The sequence below is a fragment of the Candidatus Goldiibacteriota bacterium genome, from assembly GCA_016937715.1.
Lineage (GTDB): Bacteria > Oederibacteriota > PGYV01 > PGYV01 > PGYV01 > PGYV01.
In genome coordinates, this window is the sequence record JAFGWA010000039.1 from 1 (window position 1) to 17,391 (window position 17,391).

Here is a 17,391-nt window from a genome sequence, read left to right on the forward strand (position 1 = left end):
ACGAGTTCGCTAAAATAATGAAAGAATACGTCAAAGAGGTAAAAATTCTTAACACCGCCGTCCTTGCCTGAATTTTTACCTGAATTCATAAAAAATACTTGTCTTATAGGGTAAAATCTGATATCATTTGCAGACTTTTAAAAAACGCATGTTTTCGGATTTTGCGGCTGGTCCCTTTATCATAAGGGTGCCGCGGGAGATGATGAAAACAGAGGCGAAAAAACCGGTACGGAGGAATACTATGCCACAGATTACCATGAAAGCCCTGCTTGAATCAGGCGTCCATTTCGGACACCAGACCAAAAGATGGAACCCAAAGATGAAACCTTATATCTTTGCCGCAAGGAACGGGATTTACATCATTGACCTTCAGAAGACCTTAAAGTACACCAAGGAAGCTTCACAGTACTTAAGGACCATCGTCAGGAACGGCGAAAAAGTTATATTTGTCGGCACCAAAAAACAGGCCAAAGACGCCATCAAAGAAGAAGCCATACGCTGCGGAATGCCTTACATTGCGTCACGCTGGCTTGGCGGAATTCTTACCAACTTTACCACAATCAAAACCAGGGTGGCCCGTTTAAAACAGCTTGAAGATATGGAAGCAACCGGTTACATCAACCGCTATCCGGTAAAAGAAAAAATGAACATGATTAAAGAAATGAAAAAGCTGCAGAATAACCTTGGCGGCTTAAAGGATATGAACGAACTTCCCGGAGCGCTTTTCATCATAGACGTAAAAAGGGAAGAAAATGCCGTACGCGAAGGCAACAGGCTTGGAGTTCCGGTAGTGGCTGTTGTTGACACAAACTGCGACCCTGACGGAATAGACAAAATAATCCCCGGTAATGACGACGCTATAAGGGCTGTAAGGCTTATGTGTAAGATTATGGCTGATACCATTATTGAAGAAAAAGTGGCTATGGAAAAAGAAAAAGAAGTGGCAATGCAGAAGGAAGAATCAGAAAAAACAAAAGAACAGTCTGTTGAAGGAATGGAAAACGCGGCGGAAGTTGCTGCTGCTGCGGCTGATAACACGAATTACGCTGAAGTATTTAAAGATAAGCCGGAAGGCGCAAAGTAGTATCCAAACTATAAAAAAAGGTGATATAAAATGGCAGAAGTGACAACTGAACTGGTAAAAGAATTAAGGGAAAAAACAGGCGCCGGCATCGGCGACTGCCGCAAGGCTCTTATGGAATGCGAAGGCGATATTGAAAAAGCAGGCGAGTGGCTGCGTGAAAAAGGAATTGCGTCTGCCGGTAAAAGGGCGGGAAAATCAGCTAATCAGGGGCTGATATTCAGCTACATCCACGGCGAAGGAAAAGTGGGTGTGCTGCTTGAAGTGAACTGCGAAACAGATTTTGTGGCAAGGACAGAAGATTTCAAGGACCTGTGCAAAGATATAGCAATGCAGATAGCGGCAATGAATCCGCTTTATGTAAGGCGTGAAGAAGTGCCTCTTGAAGTCATTGAGAAAGAAAAAGAAATATATACGGCACAGATGGCGGAAACAAAAAAGCCGGCTAATATCATTGAAAAGATTGTGCTTGGAAAACTGGACAAATATTTCAGCGAAGTATGCCTGCTGGAACAGCTTTTTGTGAAAGACGACACCAAAAATGTTGATACGCTTGTTAAGGAAAAAATAGGTAAAATCGGCGAAAATATCTCTGTTAAAAGGTTCGCCAGGTTTGTACTTGGAGAAAATGTTTAACACAGCCAAAACCTTAATATTTCATTGTGATTTAAAGGCGGATGTTTTATAATAATTAACAATTCCCCTCCTCACTAACCTGGGGAGGGGATAGTATTTTAAGGGCTTAATTTAATGCAATTATACCTGTATCCTGAAAAAAGGCGGAGACTCTGATGGCTAAAAAGGCAAAATCCGGCGGGAAAAACTACAAACGCATAATGCTGAAAATAAGCGGCGAAGCTTTAGCCGGGGACAAAAGCAGCGGAATTGACTATGAAACAATTCACAGGATTGCTTCAGAGATAAAAGAAGTTCAGAAAATGGGAGTTCAGATAGGCGTGGTAATAGGCGGCGGAAACATTTTCCGGGGCGGCAGGGGAAAGATAAAGATAGACAGGGTGGTAGGCGATTACATGGGGATGCTTGCCACAATCATAAACGCTATGGCTGTGCAGGATATTTTAGAGCACATGGGCGTTCAGACAAGGGTTTTAACGGCAATTGAAATGAAACAGATAGCGGAACCCTATATCAGAAGAAGGGCTATGAGGCACCTTGAAAAAGGGCGGGTGGTTATTTTCGCGGGCGGCACAGGAAACCCCTATTTTACAACCGATACCGCCGCGGCTTTAAGGGGAATTGAAATAGGCGCGGAAGTTTTTTTAAAAGCCACAAAGGTTTCCGGCGTTTACAGCGGCGACCCAATGACTGATAAAAATGCCAAACGTTATACAGCTTTAAAATATATGGATGTGTTAAGCAAGAATTTAAAAGTAATAGATTCTACGGCGATATCGCTTTGCATGGAAAATAATATACCGCTGGTTATATTTAACATGAAGGAAAAGGGGAACGTAAAGAAAGTTGTGCAGAAGAAAAACATAGGCACAACCATTAGCTAAGGAGGGCAATATGAACCAGATATTCGCGGAATGCGAAAGCAAAATGAAAAAAACCACGGAACATTTTATCAAGGAACTTGGGTCATTAAGGACGGGCAGGGCAAGTACTTCCGTGCTTGACGGAATAAAGGTTCCCTATTATGGAAATGAAATGCCGATAAATCAGGTTGCAAGTATGGCTGTCATAGAAGCCAAGACAATAGATATTAAGCCCTGGGACAAAGGGGCTTTGTCAGAAATAGAAAAAGCTATATTGGCATCCAACCTGGGAGTTTCTGTCACAAATACCGGCGATTCGCTTAAAGTAAGATTTCCTGAATTAACCGAAGAAACAAGGAAAGACATGGTAAAAAAAGTAAAAAAAATGGCCGAAGAGACAAAGGTGGACGTAAGAAACATACGCCGTGACGCGAATGAAAAAGCAAAAGAAAAAGAAAAAAATAAAGAAGTGTCAGAAGACGAATTAAAAAACGCGGAAGGCAAAATTCAGAAGATAACCGATAAAGCCATAGCGGATATTGACCACATAGCCAAACAAAAAGAAGAAGAATTAATGAAGATTTAAGGATAAATATTGTGGATAAAAACCGCCTGCCGGTTCACATTGCCGTTATTATGGACGGCAATGGAAGATGGGCAAAAAAAAGGGGACTGCCCAGAATAATGGGGCACAAAGAGGGAGCGGAATCCGTAAGGGTGATTACGGAGACGTGCGCGCAAATAGGGATAAAATACCTTACCTTCTACGCTTTTTCCACAGAAAACTGGAAGCGCCCAAAACCTGAAGTGAAATTTTTAATGTCAATGCTTGATTCTTATCTAAAGCGCGAACGCAAAACTATTATGAAAAATAATATACGGTTTAAATCAATCGGAGACAGAAAAAAACTGCCTTCTGTTGTAATAAAAAAGATAAACGCGCTTGAAAAAGAATCCTTAAAAAATACCGGCCTTACTATGATATTGGCTTTAAACTACGGCTCCCGTGACGAGATTAAAAAGGCTTTTATTAAGATAGCAAAAAAGGTTAAAACAGGCGAAGTTAAACCTTCTGATATAACCGAAAAAATGATAGAAGAAAACCTTTACACAAAAAACATACCTGACCCGGACCTGATGATAAGGACAAGCGGAGAGATGAGAATAAGTAATTTCTTATTGTGGCAGCTTGCTTATTCGGAACTGTACGTGACCGGCACTCTGTGGCCGGATTTCAGAAAAAAAGAACTTATCGCGGCTATTGAAGAATATCAAAAACGCGACAGAAGGTTCGGAGGGCTTACAAATGGTTAAAAGAATTATAATCTCGCTTATTATTCTTCCGGTATTTGTTTTTCTTATTTTCTATCCGAATCCTTATTTTTTTGTCGCGCTTAACATTATCGCGCTTACTATGGCGTTAAACGAACTGTACGTGATGCTTGAAAATAAAGGGGATAAAAATTTCAGGCTTACAGGGCTTGCGATTTCTTTTGTGGTTCTTGCTTTAATTACCATGCAGATGGAAAAGTCCTACGTATTTTTTGCTTCCGCGCTTTTTATAATGGGTCTGTTCTTTATGGTGGTTTTAAAAAAAGATGTTGAAGGCCTTCCCAGAGTATTTAATACTCTTGGGCCTGTGTTTTATATTACAATTCTTGGTTCGTTTGGGATTTTGTTAAGGTTTATAGAACCGGGAGGCAGCTGGTGGGTATTCCTTCTTGGACTTTTAACGCTTACCTATGACGGAGGAGCGTATTTCGTGGGGTCTTCAATCGGAAAGCATAAACTTATACCTGAACTGTCGCCGGGCAAAACAATTGAAGGGTGCATAGGCGGAGTCATAGTAAATGTAATTGTGGCGGCAGTTGTTTCCTTAACTGTGCTGCCAAAAGGGTTTATTGCGATACACCACGTTATGATACTTGCTGTTATATTATCTTTCACCGGACAGGTAGGCGATATCGCGGAATCGGTAATTAAAAGATACGCGGGCGTAAAAAATTCATCCGATTTACTGCCTGAACACGGGGGGGCCCTTGATAAAATTGACTCTATGATGTTCAATGCCCCGGTATTATATTTTTACATAAAAACTTTTCTGATGTAACGGAGACAAAAGGATAAATTTTGAAAAAAATAGCAATTCTGGGTTCCACAGGCTCCATAGGAAAATCCGCGCTTGAACTGTTTGACGGGCCGCTGTCAGATTATAAAGTAATTGCCCTGTCAGCCAATGATAACGCGCGGGAAATGTTAAAACAGGCAAAAAAATATAAGCCTAAATATATTGCCATGCTTGATACAAAGGCCGCGGAATTTTTAAAAAAGAAACTTAAAGGTATTAAGGTTTTATCCGGCATGGAAGGGCTTATTGAACTTGCGGTATTACAAGAAGCTGACGTAATTTTATTATCTGTTGTCGGCGCCGTGGGAATGGTTCCCCTTTTATCCGCCATAAGAAAAGGCAAGACAATCGCCCTTGCAAACAAAGAAGCCCTGATAATAGCCGGTGAACTTATAAAAAAAGAGGTAAAAAAATACGGCGCCACCATACTTCCGGTTGACAGCGAGCATAACGCTGTTTTCCAGGCAATGCAGGGAAATAAAAAAGAATACATAAAAAAGCTTATCATTACCGCGTCAGGAGGCCCTTTAAAAAATACGCCGTTTGAAAACTTTAAAAAAATATCAGTGGAACAGGCGCTGGCACATCCAACCTGGAAGATGGGAAGAAAGATAACCATTGATTCTTCCACGTTAATGAACAAGGGGCTGGAAGTGATTGAAGCGCACTACCTGTTTGATATTCCTTTTGAAAAAATAGAAGTGGTGATACACCCGCAGTCCATAGTGCATTCGCTTGTGGAATACATAGACGGTTCTGTAATGGCGCAGCTTTCAAATCCGGACATGAAACTTCCTATCATGTACGCCTTAACATATCCGGAAAGAAGGCAGGGTATTGTAAAACCGTTAAATCTTGCGCAGGCGGGCAGGCTTGAATTTTACCCGGTGGATTTTACAAAGTTTAAGGCTTTTTCAATCGCGTTAAAAGCCGGAAAAGCCGGCGGTACAATGCCGGCGTGCATGAATGCAGCAAACGAAACAGCCGTACACGCGTTTCTGGAAAAACGCATTACCTTTGACAGAATCACTGACATAGTTGAAAAAACGGTTTTATTGCATAAAAACATAAAAAATCCAAATCTGGAACAGATATTAAAAACTGACCTGCTTTCAAGGCAGGCGGCAGAGGAGATTATAAATGGTTGAAGTATTGTATATAGTAGTTGCCCTTGGCATAACGGTTCTTGTACACGAACTTGGTCATTTTGTGGCGGCAAAAGCACAGGGAATAAAGGTTGAAAAGTTTTCCATCGGCTGGGGGCCGCCTATTGTGTCTTTTAAAAAAGGGGACACTGAATACATGATTTCCTGGCTTTTTTTCCTTGGCGGATTTGTAAAACTTGAAGGGGAACACCCCGAAGAAGCGCATCCGGAAAATGAAAATGCTTTTTTAAACCAGCCGGTTCCAAAAAAACTGCTTGTTGCGGTATCCGGGGTTTTCATGAACTATGTTTTTGCCGTATTTCTAATATGGGTAGTTTTAATGGCTGGCACTGATGTTTTAAAACCGCAGGTTGGAGAAATTAAAGACGGGTATCCTGCTGCTGCGGCGGGTATTAAAACAGGCGACCTGGTAACAGAAATAAACGGTAAAAAAGTAAAATACTGGGAAGATTTATCAGAAGGCATAAAAGAAGCCGGCGAAAAAGAAATGACAATTAAATTAACGCGTGCGGGTAAGGAAGAAACGGTTAAAGTAATTCCAAAGATAGAAGAATCCGTAACCATTCTTAACGAAAAAGAAAAGAGGCCATTTATAGGCATAAGCCCGCTTGCGGAAACAATGTATATTGACAGTTTTGAAAAGGGTTATCCCGCGGAAACGTCCGGCTTAAAAAAAGGCGATAAACTTATTTCAGTAAACGGAAATAAGACGGAATACTGGGAAGATTTTAAAGCGCAAATGCAGAACACAAAAGGTAAAGACACTATAATTGAAGCGGAAAGAAACGGCGCCATTATGAGGTTCAAAATTACGCCGAAAGAACAAAAAAATGAAAATGAAATTAAGTATATTGCGGGAATAGTTCCGGCCTATAATGCGATAAAAGAAAGGTACAATCCGATAATTGCTTTTGGCAAGGCTGTTGATAAAACATGGGAACTGACTTCGCTTACTGTCAAATCCATATACAGGATGATAACAAGAAAAATGGCGGCTGATGTGGCAGGGCCTATCGGTGTCATGGAAATATCATACAAAGTGGCCAAAACCGGGATAATAAACCTGCTTATGCTTTTTGCTATTATAAATATTAATTTAGCTATTGTGAACTTTCTGCCTGTACTGCCGCTGGACGGCGGCCTTGCGCTGATATTTACAATTGAGGGCATAACAAAAAAACCGGTATCTTTAAGGGTACAGGAAGCTTTAATGCAGCTTGGCTGGTTTTTATTAATCGCCCTGCTTGTGTTTGTCACGTATAAGGATATCGTAAGGCTGTTTTTCAAAGTGTAGTTTTTAAATGTTTTAATGGTGTGTAAGTTTTGGAAGTTGTTTTCAAAATGATATAAAGAGGAAGATATGCATAAAACAAAAACAGTTATAATCGGCGGTTTAAAAACAGGCGGCGGCGCGCCTGTGCGCGTGCAGTCCATGACCAACACAAAAACAACAGACATAAAGGGTACAATAGGACAGATAAAAAGGCTTGAAAAAGCCGGGTGTGAACTTGTCCGCTGTTCCGTTCCTGACCATGAATCCGCGCTGGCGTTAAAACAGATAAAAAGGAAAATAAATATTCCGCTTATAGCCGACATCCACTTTGATTACAAACTTGCCATAGAGGCAATGGAAAACGGCGCGGACAAGATAAGGATAAATCCGGGCAATATAGGAAGTGAAGAAAAGGTAATAGCTGTTATAAACGCCGCCAAAAAATATAAAACCGCGATACGTATCGGTGTTAATTCGGGATCGCTTCAGAAAAACGTAAAATACACGCTTAAGAATAAAAGTAATAACGCTGACGCCAATACAATGACAGCCAGCCTTATGGAACACATTGAAACCTTTGAAAAACATGATTTTAACAGTATTGTTGTATCTTTGAAAGCGTCAGATGTAATGACCACAGTGGAAGCGTACAAACTATTTTCCAAAGAGCGCGATTACCCGCTGCATATAGGGATTACAGAGGCGGGCACGGAAATATCGGGCATGATAAAATCCGCTGAAGGGCTTGGCATACTTTTATATGAAGGCCTTGGCGATACAATGAGAGTATCATTAACGGCAGAGCCGGAGCTTGAAGTTTACGCCGCGTACAGAATGCTTTCCAACCTTGGTATACGCAGATACGGCGTTGAAATAATATCGTGCCCCACATGCGCAAGGACGGAAATTAACGTAATAAAACTTGCCAAAGACGTGGAAAAAATGACAATGTACATTCCAAAACCCCTTAAAGTGGCGGTAATGGGATGCTCTGTTAACGGCCCCGGCGAAGCCGCGCACGCGGATATAGGCGTGTCCGGGGGAAAAAAAATAGGGATTATAACGGTTAAAGGCAAAATTATAAAACGCGTCCCTAAAAAAGACCTTTTAAAAGAGTTTAATAAAGAACTGATGAAGTTTATAAAATAACTATGGCAGTATAATTCTAAAGTATGTTATCAAGTTGCAGACTGGTTTTATACGTTAGAATGATTGACAAAGAAAATATAAAGATTATAATTACTGTAACAATGACGTTTTCAAGGAGAAAAAATGCATCAGGTAATGATTAAAGAAAAAAAGTATCAGGGTAAATATGTGGCTGTAAAAAGTATGAATGACACCAAGGTTATTGCAAGCGGAAGCAGTATGAAAATAGCTTTTGATAAAGCGGTAAAGACGGGTGTTGAAAAACCTTTATTAATATATGTTCCTGAAAAAAATACGGTGCATATTTATTAAATGTTCAGCATAACTAAACCTTTTAGACTGCTGGCACAGGGCCAGATTCCAAGGCCCTGGCTGGAAATTGAATTAAAAAATCCGGATACAAATAAGGCAATTTCTGTTGTTGCTCTTATTGATACAGGTGCTGATGAATGCGCAATGCCGCAGGATTTGGCAGAAATACTTGGGCACAATTTAAGAAAAGGAAAGCCGAAAACTATCAGGACGGGAAGCGGTATTTCAACCGCTTATTCTCATACAGTTAATATTAAAATAGACGGGCTTATTATATCAAACGTACTCATAGATTTTATGCCTGGCCTGCATACCCCTCTTTTAGGGGTGAAAAGTTTTCTTTCGGAATTTATCTTAACCGTAAACTATCCGCGAAAAACATTTACGCTTTTAAAAAGTTAATATTTTTTAATGATTTAATGAAATAACGGACTGAGTTTAAAATATTTTAAATGTTTATCAGGGGGAGAAATGAAAAAATTAATTATAATTTCAATTCTACTGATTATTTCTAAGTTCTGTATTGCCGAAACAATTTCTAACCCTATCAGTAAAGCCGACGATAATGGTTCATATATACAGAATACACCTAAAGAAGAATATTATTATAGGCGTTCAATTATTGATTCGCCTTTAATGATGGGGGTATTTGGTGCAACGCTTATCTATTTCAATTATGAAATTTGTGCAGATAAAAATCTGACTTACGCAATAATCTGTGACAGCGCAGCCATTGTCGGTATTGGAATTGGAGTTCTGAGTGGGGGAAAAAATGATAATTCTTTGTCTGGTTTAGGAACAGGTTTATTTTCTTTAGGATTAGGAGGCATTATTCTTTATCCGTATTACGGTATAATCAATGGTTATGTGACAAAAAATACCGAACAACAAATAAGGGGATGGTTGGGATTATTTGTTGCAAGTGTTTCTGTAGCCATGATGATGTTTGAAAGACAAATACCAATATCAAAAGAGTCAGGTTTAAGTGTATATCCAATTATACAGCCGGATACTTCGGGATTGTTTGTAAGCATAAATATTTGATTTAAAGATATTTATTCCTGAATGTGATTTGTTGGGTTAGACAGTATTCCTGAGTTTCAATCCATGATTAATTTAAGGGTATATTAAAAATCGGCTAAAAAGTAAAAATCATTAGTTTTTCGGCTTTTTATGTGTTAAGTTCTATATTATATTTATTGCAAATATATATTTTCGGAGGTAATAAAATGAGATTCAGTAATGCTCTGATAAACACTCTTCGCGAGACGCCCAAAGAGGCGGAAACAGTCGCGCATAAATTCATGCTGCGCGCTTGCATGATAAAAAAACTTGGGGCGGGCATATATGACTGGATGCCGCTGGGGTTCAAATCGCTCCAGAAAGTAATAAATATAATAAGGGAAGAGATGAACAAAGCGGGCGCGCAGGAAGTTTTATTGCCTGTGTTGTCCCCTGCCGAACTGTGGAAAGAGACAGGCCGCTGGAATGTTTACGGGAAAGAACTTATGAGAATAAAGGACAGGCACGATAACGAATTCGCGCTTGGGCCCACTCATGAAGAAGTTATAACCGACCTTGTAAGAAGGGAAGTAAACTCTTACAAACAGCTTCCGATAAACCTTTACCAGATACAGGGAAAGTTCCGCGATGAAATAAGGCCGCGTTTTGGCGTTATGCGTTCAAGGGAATTTTTGATGAAGGACGCTTATTCATTTGACCGCGATGAAGAAGGTGCGATGAAGAGTTATAAAAACATGTTTGAAACTTACGTTAAGATCTGTAAGAGAATCGGTTTTAAATTCCGCGCTGTTGAAGCGGATTCCGGCGCCATAGGCGGCAATTTATCATCGGAATTTATGGTACTGGCTGAAACAGGTGAAGACACAATAATTTACTGCGAAAATTGTGAATACGCGGCGAATATGGAAAAGGCGGCTTTCAAAAAAGACGCGCCAAAAGATACCTCTGAAGAACCGCTTACCAAAGTCCACACCCCCAATATCAGGACAGTGGAAGAACTTGCGGCATTTTTGGGGAAAAAGCCTGAAGAGACAGCAAAGACAATCCTTTACATAGTTGACGGTAAAAAAATGGCGGGAGCTGTTATCAGGGGCGACAGGGAAATTAACGAAGTTAAATTAAAAAATGCCCTTGGCGCGGCAGAGCTGCGCCTTGCCACACCTGAAGAAATACTTGAAAAAACCGGCGCGCCTGTCGGGTTTGCGGGGCCTATTAATTTAAGGGAAAAGGGAGTTAGGCTGGCAGTGGATGAAACAGCTGCATATTTAAAGAATACAGTCACCGGCGGAAATGAGAATGACTACCATTACACAGGGGTTAACCGCGGCAGGGATTATCAGGAAAACTTTATTGCGGATTTTGCGGCCGCTAAAAAAGGGGACAGCTGCCCCAAGTGCGGCGGGGTGTTAAACGAACAGAAAGGCATAGAAATGGGGCATGTGTTCTTCCTGGGTAATAAATATTCCAAATCCATGAAAGCCACATTTCTTGATGAATCAGGAAAATCAAAGGAAATGGTAATGGGCTGCTATGGAATAGGCGTTTCAAGGGTGGTGGCCGCCTCTATAGAACAGAACAATGACGAGAACGGCATAATATGGCCCATGGCAATAGCGCCGTATGAAGTGAATATTGTCGTGGTTAACGCAAAATATAAGGAAGGCATGGATTATTGTGAAACTCTGTATAAGCAGCTTAAAGAAGCCGGCGTGGATGTCATAATGGACGACCGCGACATTTCTCCCGGCGTAAAATTTAAAGACGCCGACCTTATCGGTTTTCCATTAAGAATAGTGGTGGGCGAAAAGAATTTTGTTACCGGGCAGGTGGAAATGTCTTTAAGGCGTGACCCCAAGAACCGGGTTATGCTGGACAAGGGCGCGGCCTTTGAGGAAATAATAAATATAATAAATAAGGAAAAAAGCGTAAATATATGATATACTTATCTTCATAAGTTGCGGTTTTAATACCGCAAGAGTTTAAAGTTTTTAAGGAGGATTTAGAATTATGGCAACAGGAAAAGTGAAATGGTTTAACGAAAAGAAAGGGTACGGTTTCATCGAACAGGAAGGCGGAAAGGACGTATTTGTACATTACGAAGCGATTCAGATGGACGGCTTTAAGAACCTTAGAGAAGGCGAAGCAGTAAATTTTGACATCGTAGAAGGACAGAAAGGGCCACAGGCCGCAAACGTAACAAAGGCCTAAACCTTACATAACGTTTAAAAGCCCGGGCGCCGAAAGGCTCCCGGGCTTTTTTTTTTACGCAGAGCACGTCAGGATAAAACCGTAAAATGGATAAACAGGTATTTTTTTTTGAATGCCGGTTTCAAATGCTGTTGTTTAATAATTCTCCCAAACATAATCCGGCAGGCATTGTTTTATTTTTTTCATTTCTCGGCACGCGGTGGTTCTCAATGCGGGTCAGAAGCATAATACAATACATCCGCGGTTAAAAAATATTTATTTTTTTACTTGACAATTTTATTAACTGATACTAAAATAGTATCAGTTAATAAAAAGGAGATGATATGAAAATTATAAATAAGGACACTGATTACGCGGTAAGGGCGTTGATGGTGCTTGCGGGTAACGGCGGTTCTTACGTGTCGGCAAAAACAATCTCTAAAGCACAAAATATACCATATCCGTTTTTGAGAAGGCTTTTAAAGCCTTTGATTAAAAACAAAGTGATTGAATCAAAAGAAGGCGCTGAAGGCGGGGTAAGGCTTCTTTTACACCCCGGCAAAATAAGAGTGATTGACCTGATAAAAATATACCACAAGGGATTTGAAATGTCCGAATGTATGTTCCGTGGAAAACCCTGCTGCAACCGGCCTACGTGCGTGTTAAGGCGTGAAATAGTTAAAATAGAAAAACTTGTGACGGGCCGTTTTGAAAAAATGACAATAAAATCTCTGCTGCAAAATAAAAATTAAGGAGGCAAAAGATGGGAATGTACTGCAATCAGTGTCAGGAAACAGCTAAGAACACAGCCTGTACTGCTAAGGGGGTATGCGGAAAGAACGACAGCACTTCAAACCTTCAGGATCTTCTGATATTTCTTCTGCAGGGAATATCGTATTACGCGGAAAAAACAGGCAATAAAGATAGAAAATACGGGTTATTTTTGTGTCAGGCGTTGTTTGCCACAATCACAAACGCGAATTTTGACGATGATAAAATAGAGAGCCTTATCAGAAAGGCTCTTGTATTAAGGGGCGAGTTAAAAATCAAATCCGGTGCTGCGGCTGACGCGCCTGACTGCGCGGTGTGGGAAGGTTCAACAAAGGAAGAATTCGCACAAAAAGCCCTTTTAACAGGCGTGTTAAGTTACAGTTCAAATGAAGACGCAAGGTCTTTAAAATCGCTGATGGTTTACGGGCTTAAAGGTATTGCCGCTTACGCTGACCACGCCGCAGTGCTTGGTTATTATGATGATGAAGTGTTTGCGTTTATCGTAAAGGCGCTTGCGTCAATTCCCAAAGACCTTGGCGCGGACGAACTTACGGCGCTTGTACTTGCAACCGGGGAAGCGGCGGTAAAAGCAATGGCGGTTCTTGATAAGGCCAATACAGAAACATACGGCAAACCTGAAATTACAAAAGTTAATATAGGCGTAAGAAATAATCCGGGTATTCTTATTTCCGGCCACGATTTAAAAGATATGGCGGAACTTTTAACTCAGACTGAAGGCACCGGAGTGGATATTTACACTCACAGCGAAATGCTTCCTGCAAATTATTACCCTGCTTTTAAAAAATACAAACATTTTGCCGGTAATTACGGCGGATCGTGGTGGCATCAGAATAAAGAGTTTGATACCTTTAACGGGCCGATAATAATGACAACCAACTGCATTGTACCTGTTAAGGATTCATACAAAGACAGGATATTTACCACGGGAATGGCCGGATATCCGGGCGTAAAACATATTGCAGACAGGGAAGATGGAAAGGCAAAGGATTTTTCCGCTGTTATTGAACTTGCAAAAAAATGCCCGCCGCCTGTTGAGCTTGAAAAAGGTGAAATTATAGGCGGTTTTGCGCACGATCAGATACTTGCCCTTGCCGATAAAGTGGTGGATGCCATAAAAAGCGGTGCGATTAAAAGGTTTGTGGTAATGGGCGGATGCGATGGAAGGCAGCCCGGCAGAAGTTATTTTACAGAAGTGGCGGAAAACCTTCCGAAAGACACTGTGATTTTAACGGCCGGGTGTGCCAAGTACAGGTATAACAAACTTCAGCTTGGAGACATAGGCGGCATACCGCGCGTGCTTGACGCGGGACAGTGTAATGATTCCTATTCGCTTGCAGTTGTGGCGCTTAAACTGAAAGAAGTTTTTGGTTTAAAAGACATAAATGAGCTGCCGATATCTTTTGACATTGCATGGTATGAACAAAAGGCCGTGGCAGTACTTCTTGCTCTTCTGTTTTTGGGCGTTAAAGGAATAAGGCTTGGCCCCACATTACCCGCGTTTTTATCTGCCGGCGTGGCAAAGGTTCTTGTTGAAAACTTTAATATTAAAGCAACCGGAGAAGTGAAAGCCGATATAGAAGCTATGATGTCAGGAAAATAGCAGTCTTTTAGTTTTTTTCAATAAGCCCGCGGTTTTGTGCCGCGGGCTTATTTATTTATAAAATACATTAAAATATTGTAAATTAACGGCTGTTTCATTCTGTGGCATTGTTTTATTAAATATTACCTGCAAAAACACCTATAATCAAAATTGACAAAATACCTTATTATTGATATTATTAATATGTATTATTATATTAATTTATAAGGAGGAAAGTATGAAAGGATTGGGTATTATAGCGGCAATTCTTATAATAATTGCGATTGTTTTTGTCGGCAATGCAGAAGAAATAAGTGTAAAATGGGAAGAAAAATCAAGGGCAGAACTGCAGGATCAGGCGTTGGAAGAAGCATTGTATAAAAATATTAAGTATGTTTATACGGTTGGTAAATATGAAAGGACCCTTGAATTGGTTGAAAAATACCTTGAAGCTTATGATATTTATGATGAATATGATAAAAATGAATCCAGTGACAGGATTGATGACGTGAATTTCTTCAGGGCAAGGACTTTTGACCGCATGATAGACGGAACAAAAGCCAGATTTGCCTATAAAGCATACATGGAACGTTTTCCGAACGGAAAAAATTATCAGGAAGCCAAAGACAGGCTTATGGAATTTGGGAACTTCTAATTGGGAAGGTGAAAAATGAAAATAATTCAGCTGCTTGCACTGTCTTTTTTTATTTTATCGGGTTTACTTTTCGCGGATGATGACGGTTTTATAATGTCAAGCGGGCCGGCGCAGCAGATAGAAGAAAAAAAAGCTGTTGAGGAAGCGCGGGATGTTATACCGCCCATACCTGCTGAAAAAACATCCTGGAATACCCCTTTAACTGTTCAGCCGGCTGCAACTCAGGCGATAGTGGTTGATGAAAGCGGTGACACGGAAGGTATAATTATACTTTTGCCTGGCGAAACAGAGCCTGCGGAGATAGAAAAATTTATAGCCAGAAAAAAAGAAGATGCGGCCCCGCAGGAAAAAAGGGCGGACGTGGATTACGGCGACCTTGAAGAACGCGGCGAAGACGGCGAATTTGTTGTGGATTATGAAGCGGATACCGAAGGCGAGCTTATACTTGTGGAAGATGAAAAAAAAGGAAAGATTCAAAGCGCGGGATATGTACTTGTGGAACGCGCCGGATTTATATCGGATAATTTCGCGGATGACGGTTTTATTTATACGGTGGACAATAAACTTATGCTTGTCCATAATGACCGGGCTTACGTAAAAATAACGGTGGGTAAAAGCGTAAAAGCAGGCAGCGAACTTATGATATATGATGATTCCGAGGAAATTTTTGAAAAAGAGACGGGGGAAGCCCTGGGTAAACTTATCAAAGTAAACGGTGTGGCAAGGGTAACAAAGAAAATTAAAGACAATATATTTCAGGTGGTTATAACAAAAAGTTATGAACCCATAGGGGACAAGAACAAGGTCAAACTGCGCAGGGAAGTAAAGGATTATCAGTCAAAACTTTCAAGAAAAATAAAATCTAAAAATGTTGAAAGGGAAGGCCGGGTAATAAAAACAGTGAAAGGCCCGGTTAATTTTAAAAACAAGGATGTTGTTTATATAAATATAGGGCTTGATAAAGGCATTCTGCCCGGTGAAAAGCTTGAGGTAATCCGCGAAACACAGGACCCCGAAAGCAAGGAAGCGGACCTGTATCATGTAGCCGGCAGAATTATGGTGATAAATTCCATGAAAAGCAGTGCAACGGCGATAGTTATTGAGCAGAGCGAGGTTTTTGGCGAAGGTTACGCAGTAAAAACTATTGCGAAGTAGAGGTATTCATGAAACAGGACGGTATTTTTTCTTTACAGGTTCTGGCCGGATTTTTAGCGTTTATTCTCGCGCTTAATCCCCTGGCACTTGAAACTAAATGGGTTTTTGCCCTGATATGCGGCCTGGTGGTTCTGTTATCATATGTTAAGTCATGGGTCAACGGCCTCTTTATATCGCTGTTTTCTGTCTTTATTTTTTATTCCATGAACGGTTTAAAGGCGGCGGAATTATTTTTTTATATTGTTTCGCTTGCCGCCCTCTGTGTGCTTGCGGATTTTTCGGGTAAAATAAGAAAAAAACCTGAAACAAAAAGTTCTGACGACGACGAAAAAGAATTTGTAAATAAAGTGGTTAATTCCCTTATGCTTGCGCATGATATGCTGCGCGAGATTAAAGCGGACACTAATTCTCTTTCTGTAAGAAAAGTGCTTTCAAGGAATATAGAGTCTATAATGGGAATTAAACATATGTTTGTGTATTCAACAGAACCAAAAAAGGACGGGGTGCTTACCTCTGTTTTTTCCCACGGGGACATGCACGGCCAGATAAAAGATGAAATAGAGCCGGAAAAAATAAATGACCTTATGTTAAAAAATATCAGCGCCGATTCCACGGGTTTTATTTCTGCGGCGGCCGGCCTTAATGCGGTTATTGTACCGGTCTTTGACGAAAACAAACTGCGTGAAATAACGGTGGCGGTGCGAGAAAAGCCCTTCAGGGAAATTGACATTTATATACTTGAATTTTTCAGCGAGCAGGTCTTTATAATTATGGAAAAACACGCCCTTATTTCCAAACTTAAAGGCAATTATGAAAAAATAATACAGGCGCTGGCTATTGCAATAGACACAAAAGACCATGAAACACACGGGCATTCTATGGCCACGATGACCTACGCGATAAAACTTGCGGAAAAACTTGGGCTGCCGGAAACTGAAAAAGAAAAAATACGGTATGCCTCGCTTCTGCACGATATAGGAAAAATAAATATAAGCAGCAGTATTCTTAATAAACCGTCTTCGCTTACCAAGGAGGAATTCGGGGTAATAATGCAGCATCCCAAGGAAGGCGTTGATATTTTAAATAAACTGGATATATTTGATGAGATTCTTCCTATTATTCTCTATCATCACGAGCATTTTGACGGTAAAGGGTATCCTTCAAACCTTAAAGGAGAGGAAATTCCGCTTGGAGCCAGAATATGTTCCATAGCGGATGCTTATTCCGTAATGCGTTCTGACAGGCCTTACAGAAAAGCCCTTACACAAGAAGCGGCAGTCAGCGAGCTGAAAAAATGTTCCGGAACGCAGTTTGATTCAAGGCTTGTGGGTAAGTTTCTTGAAATAATAAATGAAGAAAACGGCGGCGCCGGCGGGATTCAGCTGAACTGAC

Annotated in this window: 19 protein-coding genes; all 19 read left to right on the plus strand. The window is 40.6% G+C overall.

The annotated features are described in order from the left end of the window. Window positions 1-241 precede the first annotated feature (241 nt). The 19 genes from rpsB (at window position 242) to JXR81_04765 (ending at window position 17,390) form a co-directional block, all read left to right on the plus strand. Window positions 242-1,084: a 30S ribosomal protein S2 gene (gene rpsB / locus JXR81_04675; GenBank protein MBN2754143.1), complete on the plus strand. Its 843-nt coding sequence runs from the start codon at window positions 242-244 to the stop codon at window positions 1,082-1,084. Between the two features lie 30 nt (window positions 1,085-1,114). After that, complete coding sequence (tsf, locus tag JXR81_04680) at window positions 1,115-1,717, plus strand: translation elongation factor Ts (protein MBN2754144.1); 603 nt, start codon at window positions 1,115-1,117, stop codon at window positions 1,715-1,717. A 155-nt stretch (window positions 1,718-1,872) separates the two neighbouring features. After that, window positions 1,873-2,601 carry a UMP kinase gene (locus JXR81_04685; GenBank protein ID MBN2754145.1) on the plus strand — a complete coding sequence of 243 codons (729 nt, stop codon included), beginning with the start codon at window positions 1,873-1,875 and terminating at the stop codon, window positions 2,599-2,601. A 10-nt stretch (window positions 2,602-2,611) separates the two neighbouring features. Beyond that, window positions 2,612-3,166 carry a ribosome recycling factor gene (gene frr / locus JXR81_04690; GenBank protein ID MBN2754146.1) on the plus strand — a complete coding sequence of 185 codons (555 nt, stop codon included), beginning with the start codon at window positions 2,612-2,614 and terminating at the stop codon, window positions 3,164-3,166. Then, entirely contained in the window at window positions 3,151-3,894 is a 744-nt protein-coding gene (locus JXR81_04695; GenBank protein ID MBN2754147.1) for an isoprenyl transferase, read from the plus strand. Before frr ends, JXR81_04695 begins: the two co-directional genes overlap by 16 nt. Then, entirely contained in the window at window positions 3,887-4,690 is an 804-nt protein-coding gene (locus JXR81_04700; protein ID MBN2754148.1) for a CDP-archaeol synthase, read from the plus strand. The genes JXR81_04695 and JXR81_04700 overlap by 8 nt, the downstream gene beginning before the upstream one ends. Before the next feature lie 20 nt (window positions 4,691-4,710). Then, window positions 4,711-5,856, plus strand: coding sequence for a 1-deoxy-D-xylulose-5-phosphate reductoisomerase (locus JXR81_04705; GenBank protein ID MBN2754149.1), 1,146 nt, complete (start codon window positions 4,711-4,713; stop codon window positions 5,854-5,856). Next, window positions 5,849-7,168: an RIP metalloprotease RseP gene (gene rseP / locus JXR81_04710; GenBank protein ID MBN2754150.1), complete on the plus strand. Its 1,320-nt coding sequence runs from the start codon at window positions 5,849-5,851 to the stop codon at window positions 7,166-7,168. Before JXR81_04705 ends, rseP begins: the two co-directional genes overlap by 8 nt. Before the next feature lie 66 nt (window positions 7,169-7,234). Beyond that, window positions 7,235-8,296: a flavodoxin-dependent (E)-4-hydroxy-3-methylbut-2-enyl-diphosphate synthase gene (gene ispG / locus JXR81_04715; protein MBN2754151.1), complete on the plus strand. Its 1,062-nt coding sequence runs from the start codon at window positions 7,235-7,237 to the stop codon at window positions 8,294-8,296. A 123-nt stretch (window positions 8,297-8,419) separates the two neighbouring features. Further along, the gene (locus tag JXR81_04720) at window positions 8,420-8,608 is read left to right on the plus strand and encodes a hypothetical protein (GenBank protein MBN2754152.1); all 189 of its coding nucleotides are present in this window, start codon (window positions 8,420-8,422) and stop codon (window positions 8,606-8,608) included. Further along, on the plus strand, window positions 8,609-9,010 hold the full coding sequence (locus JXR81_04725) for a retroviral-like aspartic protease family protein (GenBank protein ID MBN2754153.1): 402 nt from the start codon (window positions 8,609-8,611) through the stop codon (window positions 9,008-9,010). A gap of 69 nt (window positions 9,011-9,079) precedes the next feature. Then, a complete protein-coding gene (locus JXR81_04730) occupies window positions 9,080-9,652 on the plus strand; it encodes a hypothetical protein (protein MBN2754154.1) in 573 nt (190 codons plus the stop codon). Between the two features lie 185 nt (window positions 9,653-9,837). Continuing rightward, on the plus strand, window positions 9,838-11,568 hold the full coding sequence (locus JXR81_04735; protein MBN2754155.1) for a proline--tRNA ligase: 1,731 nt from the start codon (window positions 9,838-9,840) through the stop codon (window positions 11,566-11,568). 70 nt (window positions 11,569-11,638) lie between these two features. Continuing rightward, entirely contained in the window at window positions 11,639-11,839 is a 201-nt protein-coding gene (locus tag JXR81_04740; protein MBN2754156.1) for a cold-shock protein, read from the plus strand. Window positions 11,840-12,162: 323 nt separating this feature from the next. Further along, window positions 12,163-12,570 carry an Rrf2 family transcriptional regulator gene (locus JXR81_04745; GenBank protein ID MBN2754157.1) on the plus strand — a complete coding sequence of 136 codons (408 nt, stop codon included), beginning with the start codon at window positions 12,163-12,165 and terminating at the stop codon, window positions 12,568-12,570. A gap of 17 nt (window positions 12,571-12,587) precedes the next feature. Beyond that, window positions 12,588-14,210: a hydroxylamine reductase gene (gene hcp / locus JXR81_04750; GenBank protein MBN2754158.1), complete on the plus strand. Its 1,623-nt coding sequence runs from the start codon at window positions 12,588-12,590 to the stop codon at window positions 14,208-14,210. 217 nt (window positions 14,211-14,427) lie between these two features. Next, window positions 14,428-14,844, plus strand: coding sequence for a hypothetical protein (locus JXR81_04755; protein ID MBN2754159.1), 417 nt, complete (start codon window positions 14,428-14,430; stop codon window positions 14,842-14,844). A 15-nt stretch (window positions 14,845-14,859) separates the two neighbouring features. Next, entirely contained in the window at window positions 14,860-15,999 is a 1,140-nt protein-coding gene (locus JXR81_04760; GenBank protein MBN2754160.1) for a hypothetical protein, read from the plus strand. Window positions 16,000-16,007: 8 nt separating this feature from the next. Then, entirely contained in the window at window positions 16,008-17,390 is a 1,383-nt protein-coding gene (locus JXR81_04765; GenBank protein MBN2754161.1) for an HD-GYP domain-containing protein, read from the plus strand. The last annotated feature ends 1 nt before the right edge of the window (window position 17,391 follow it).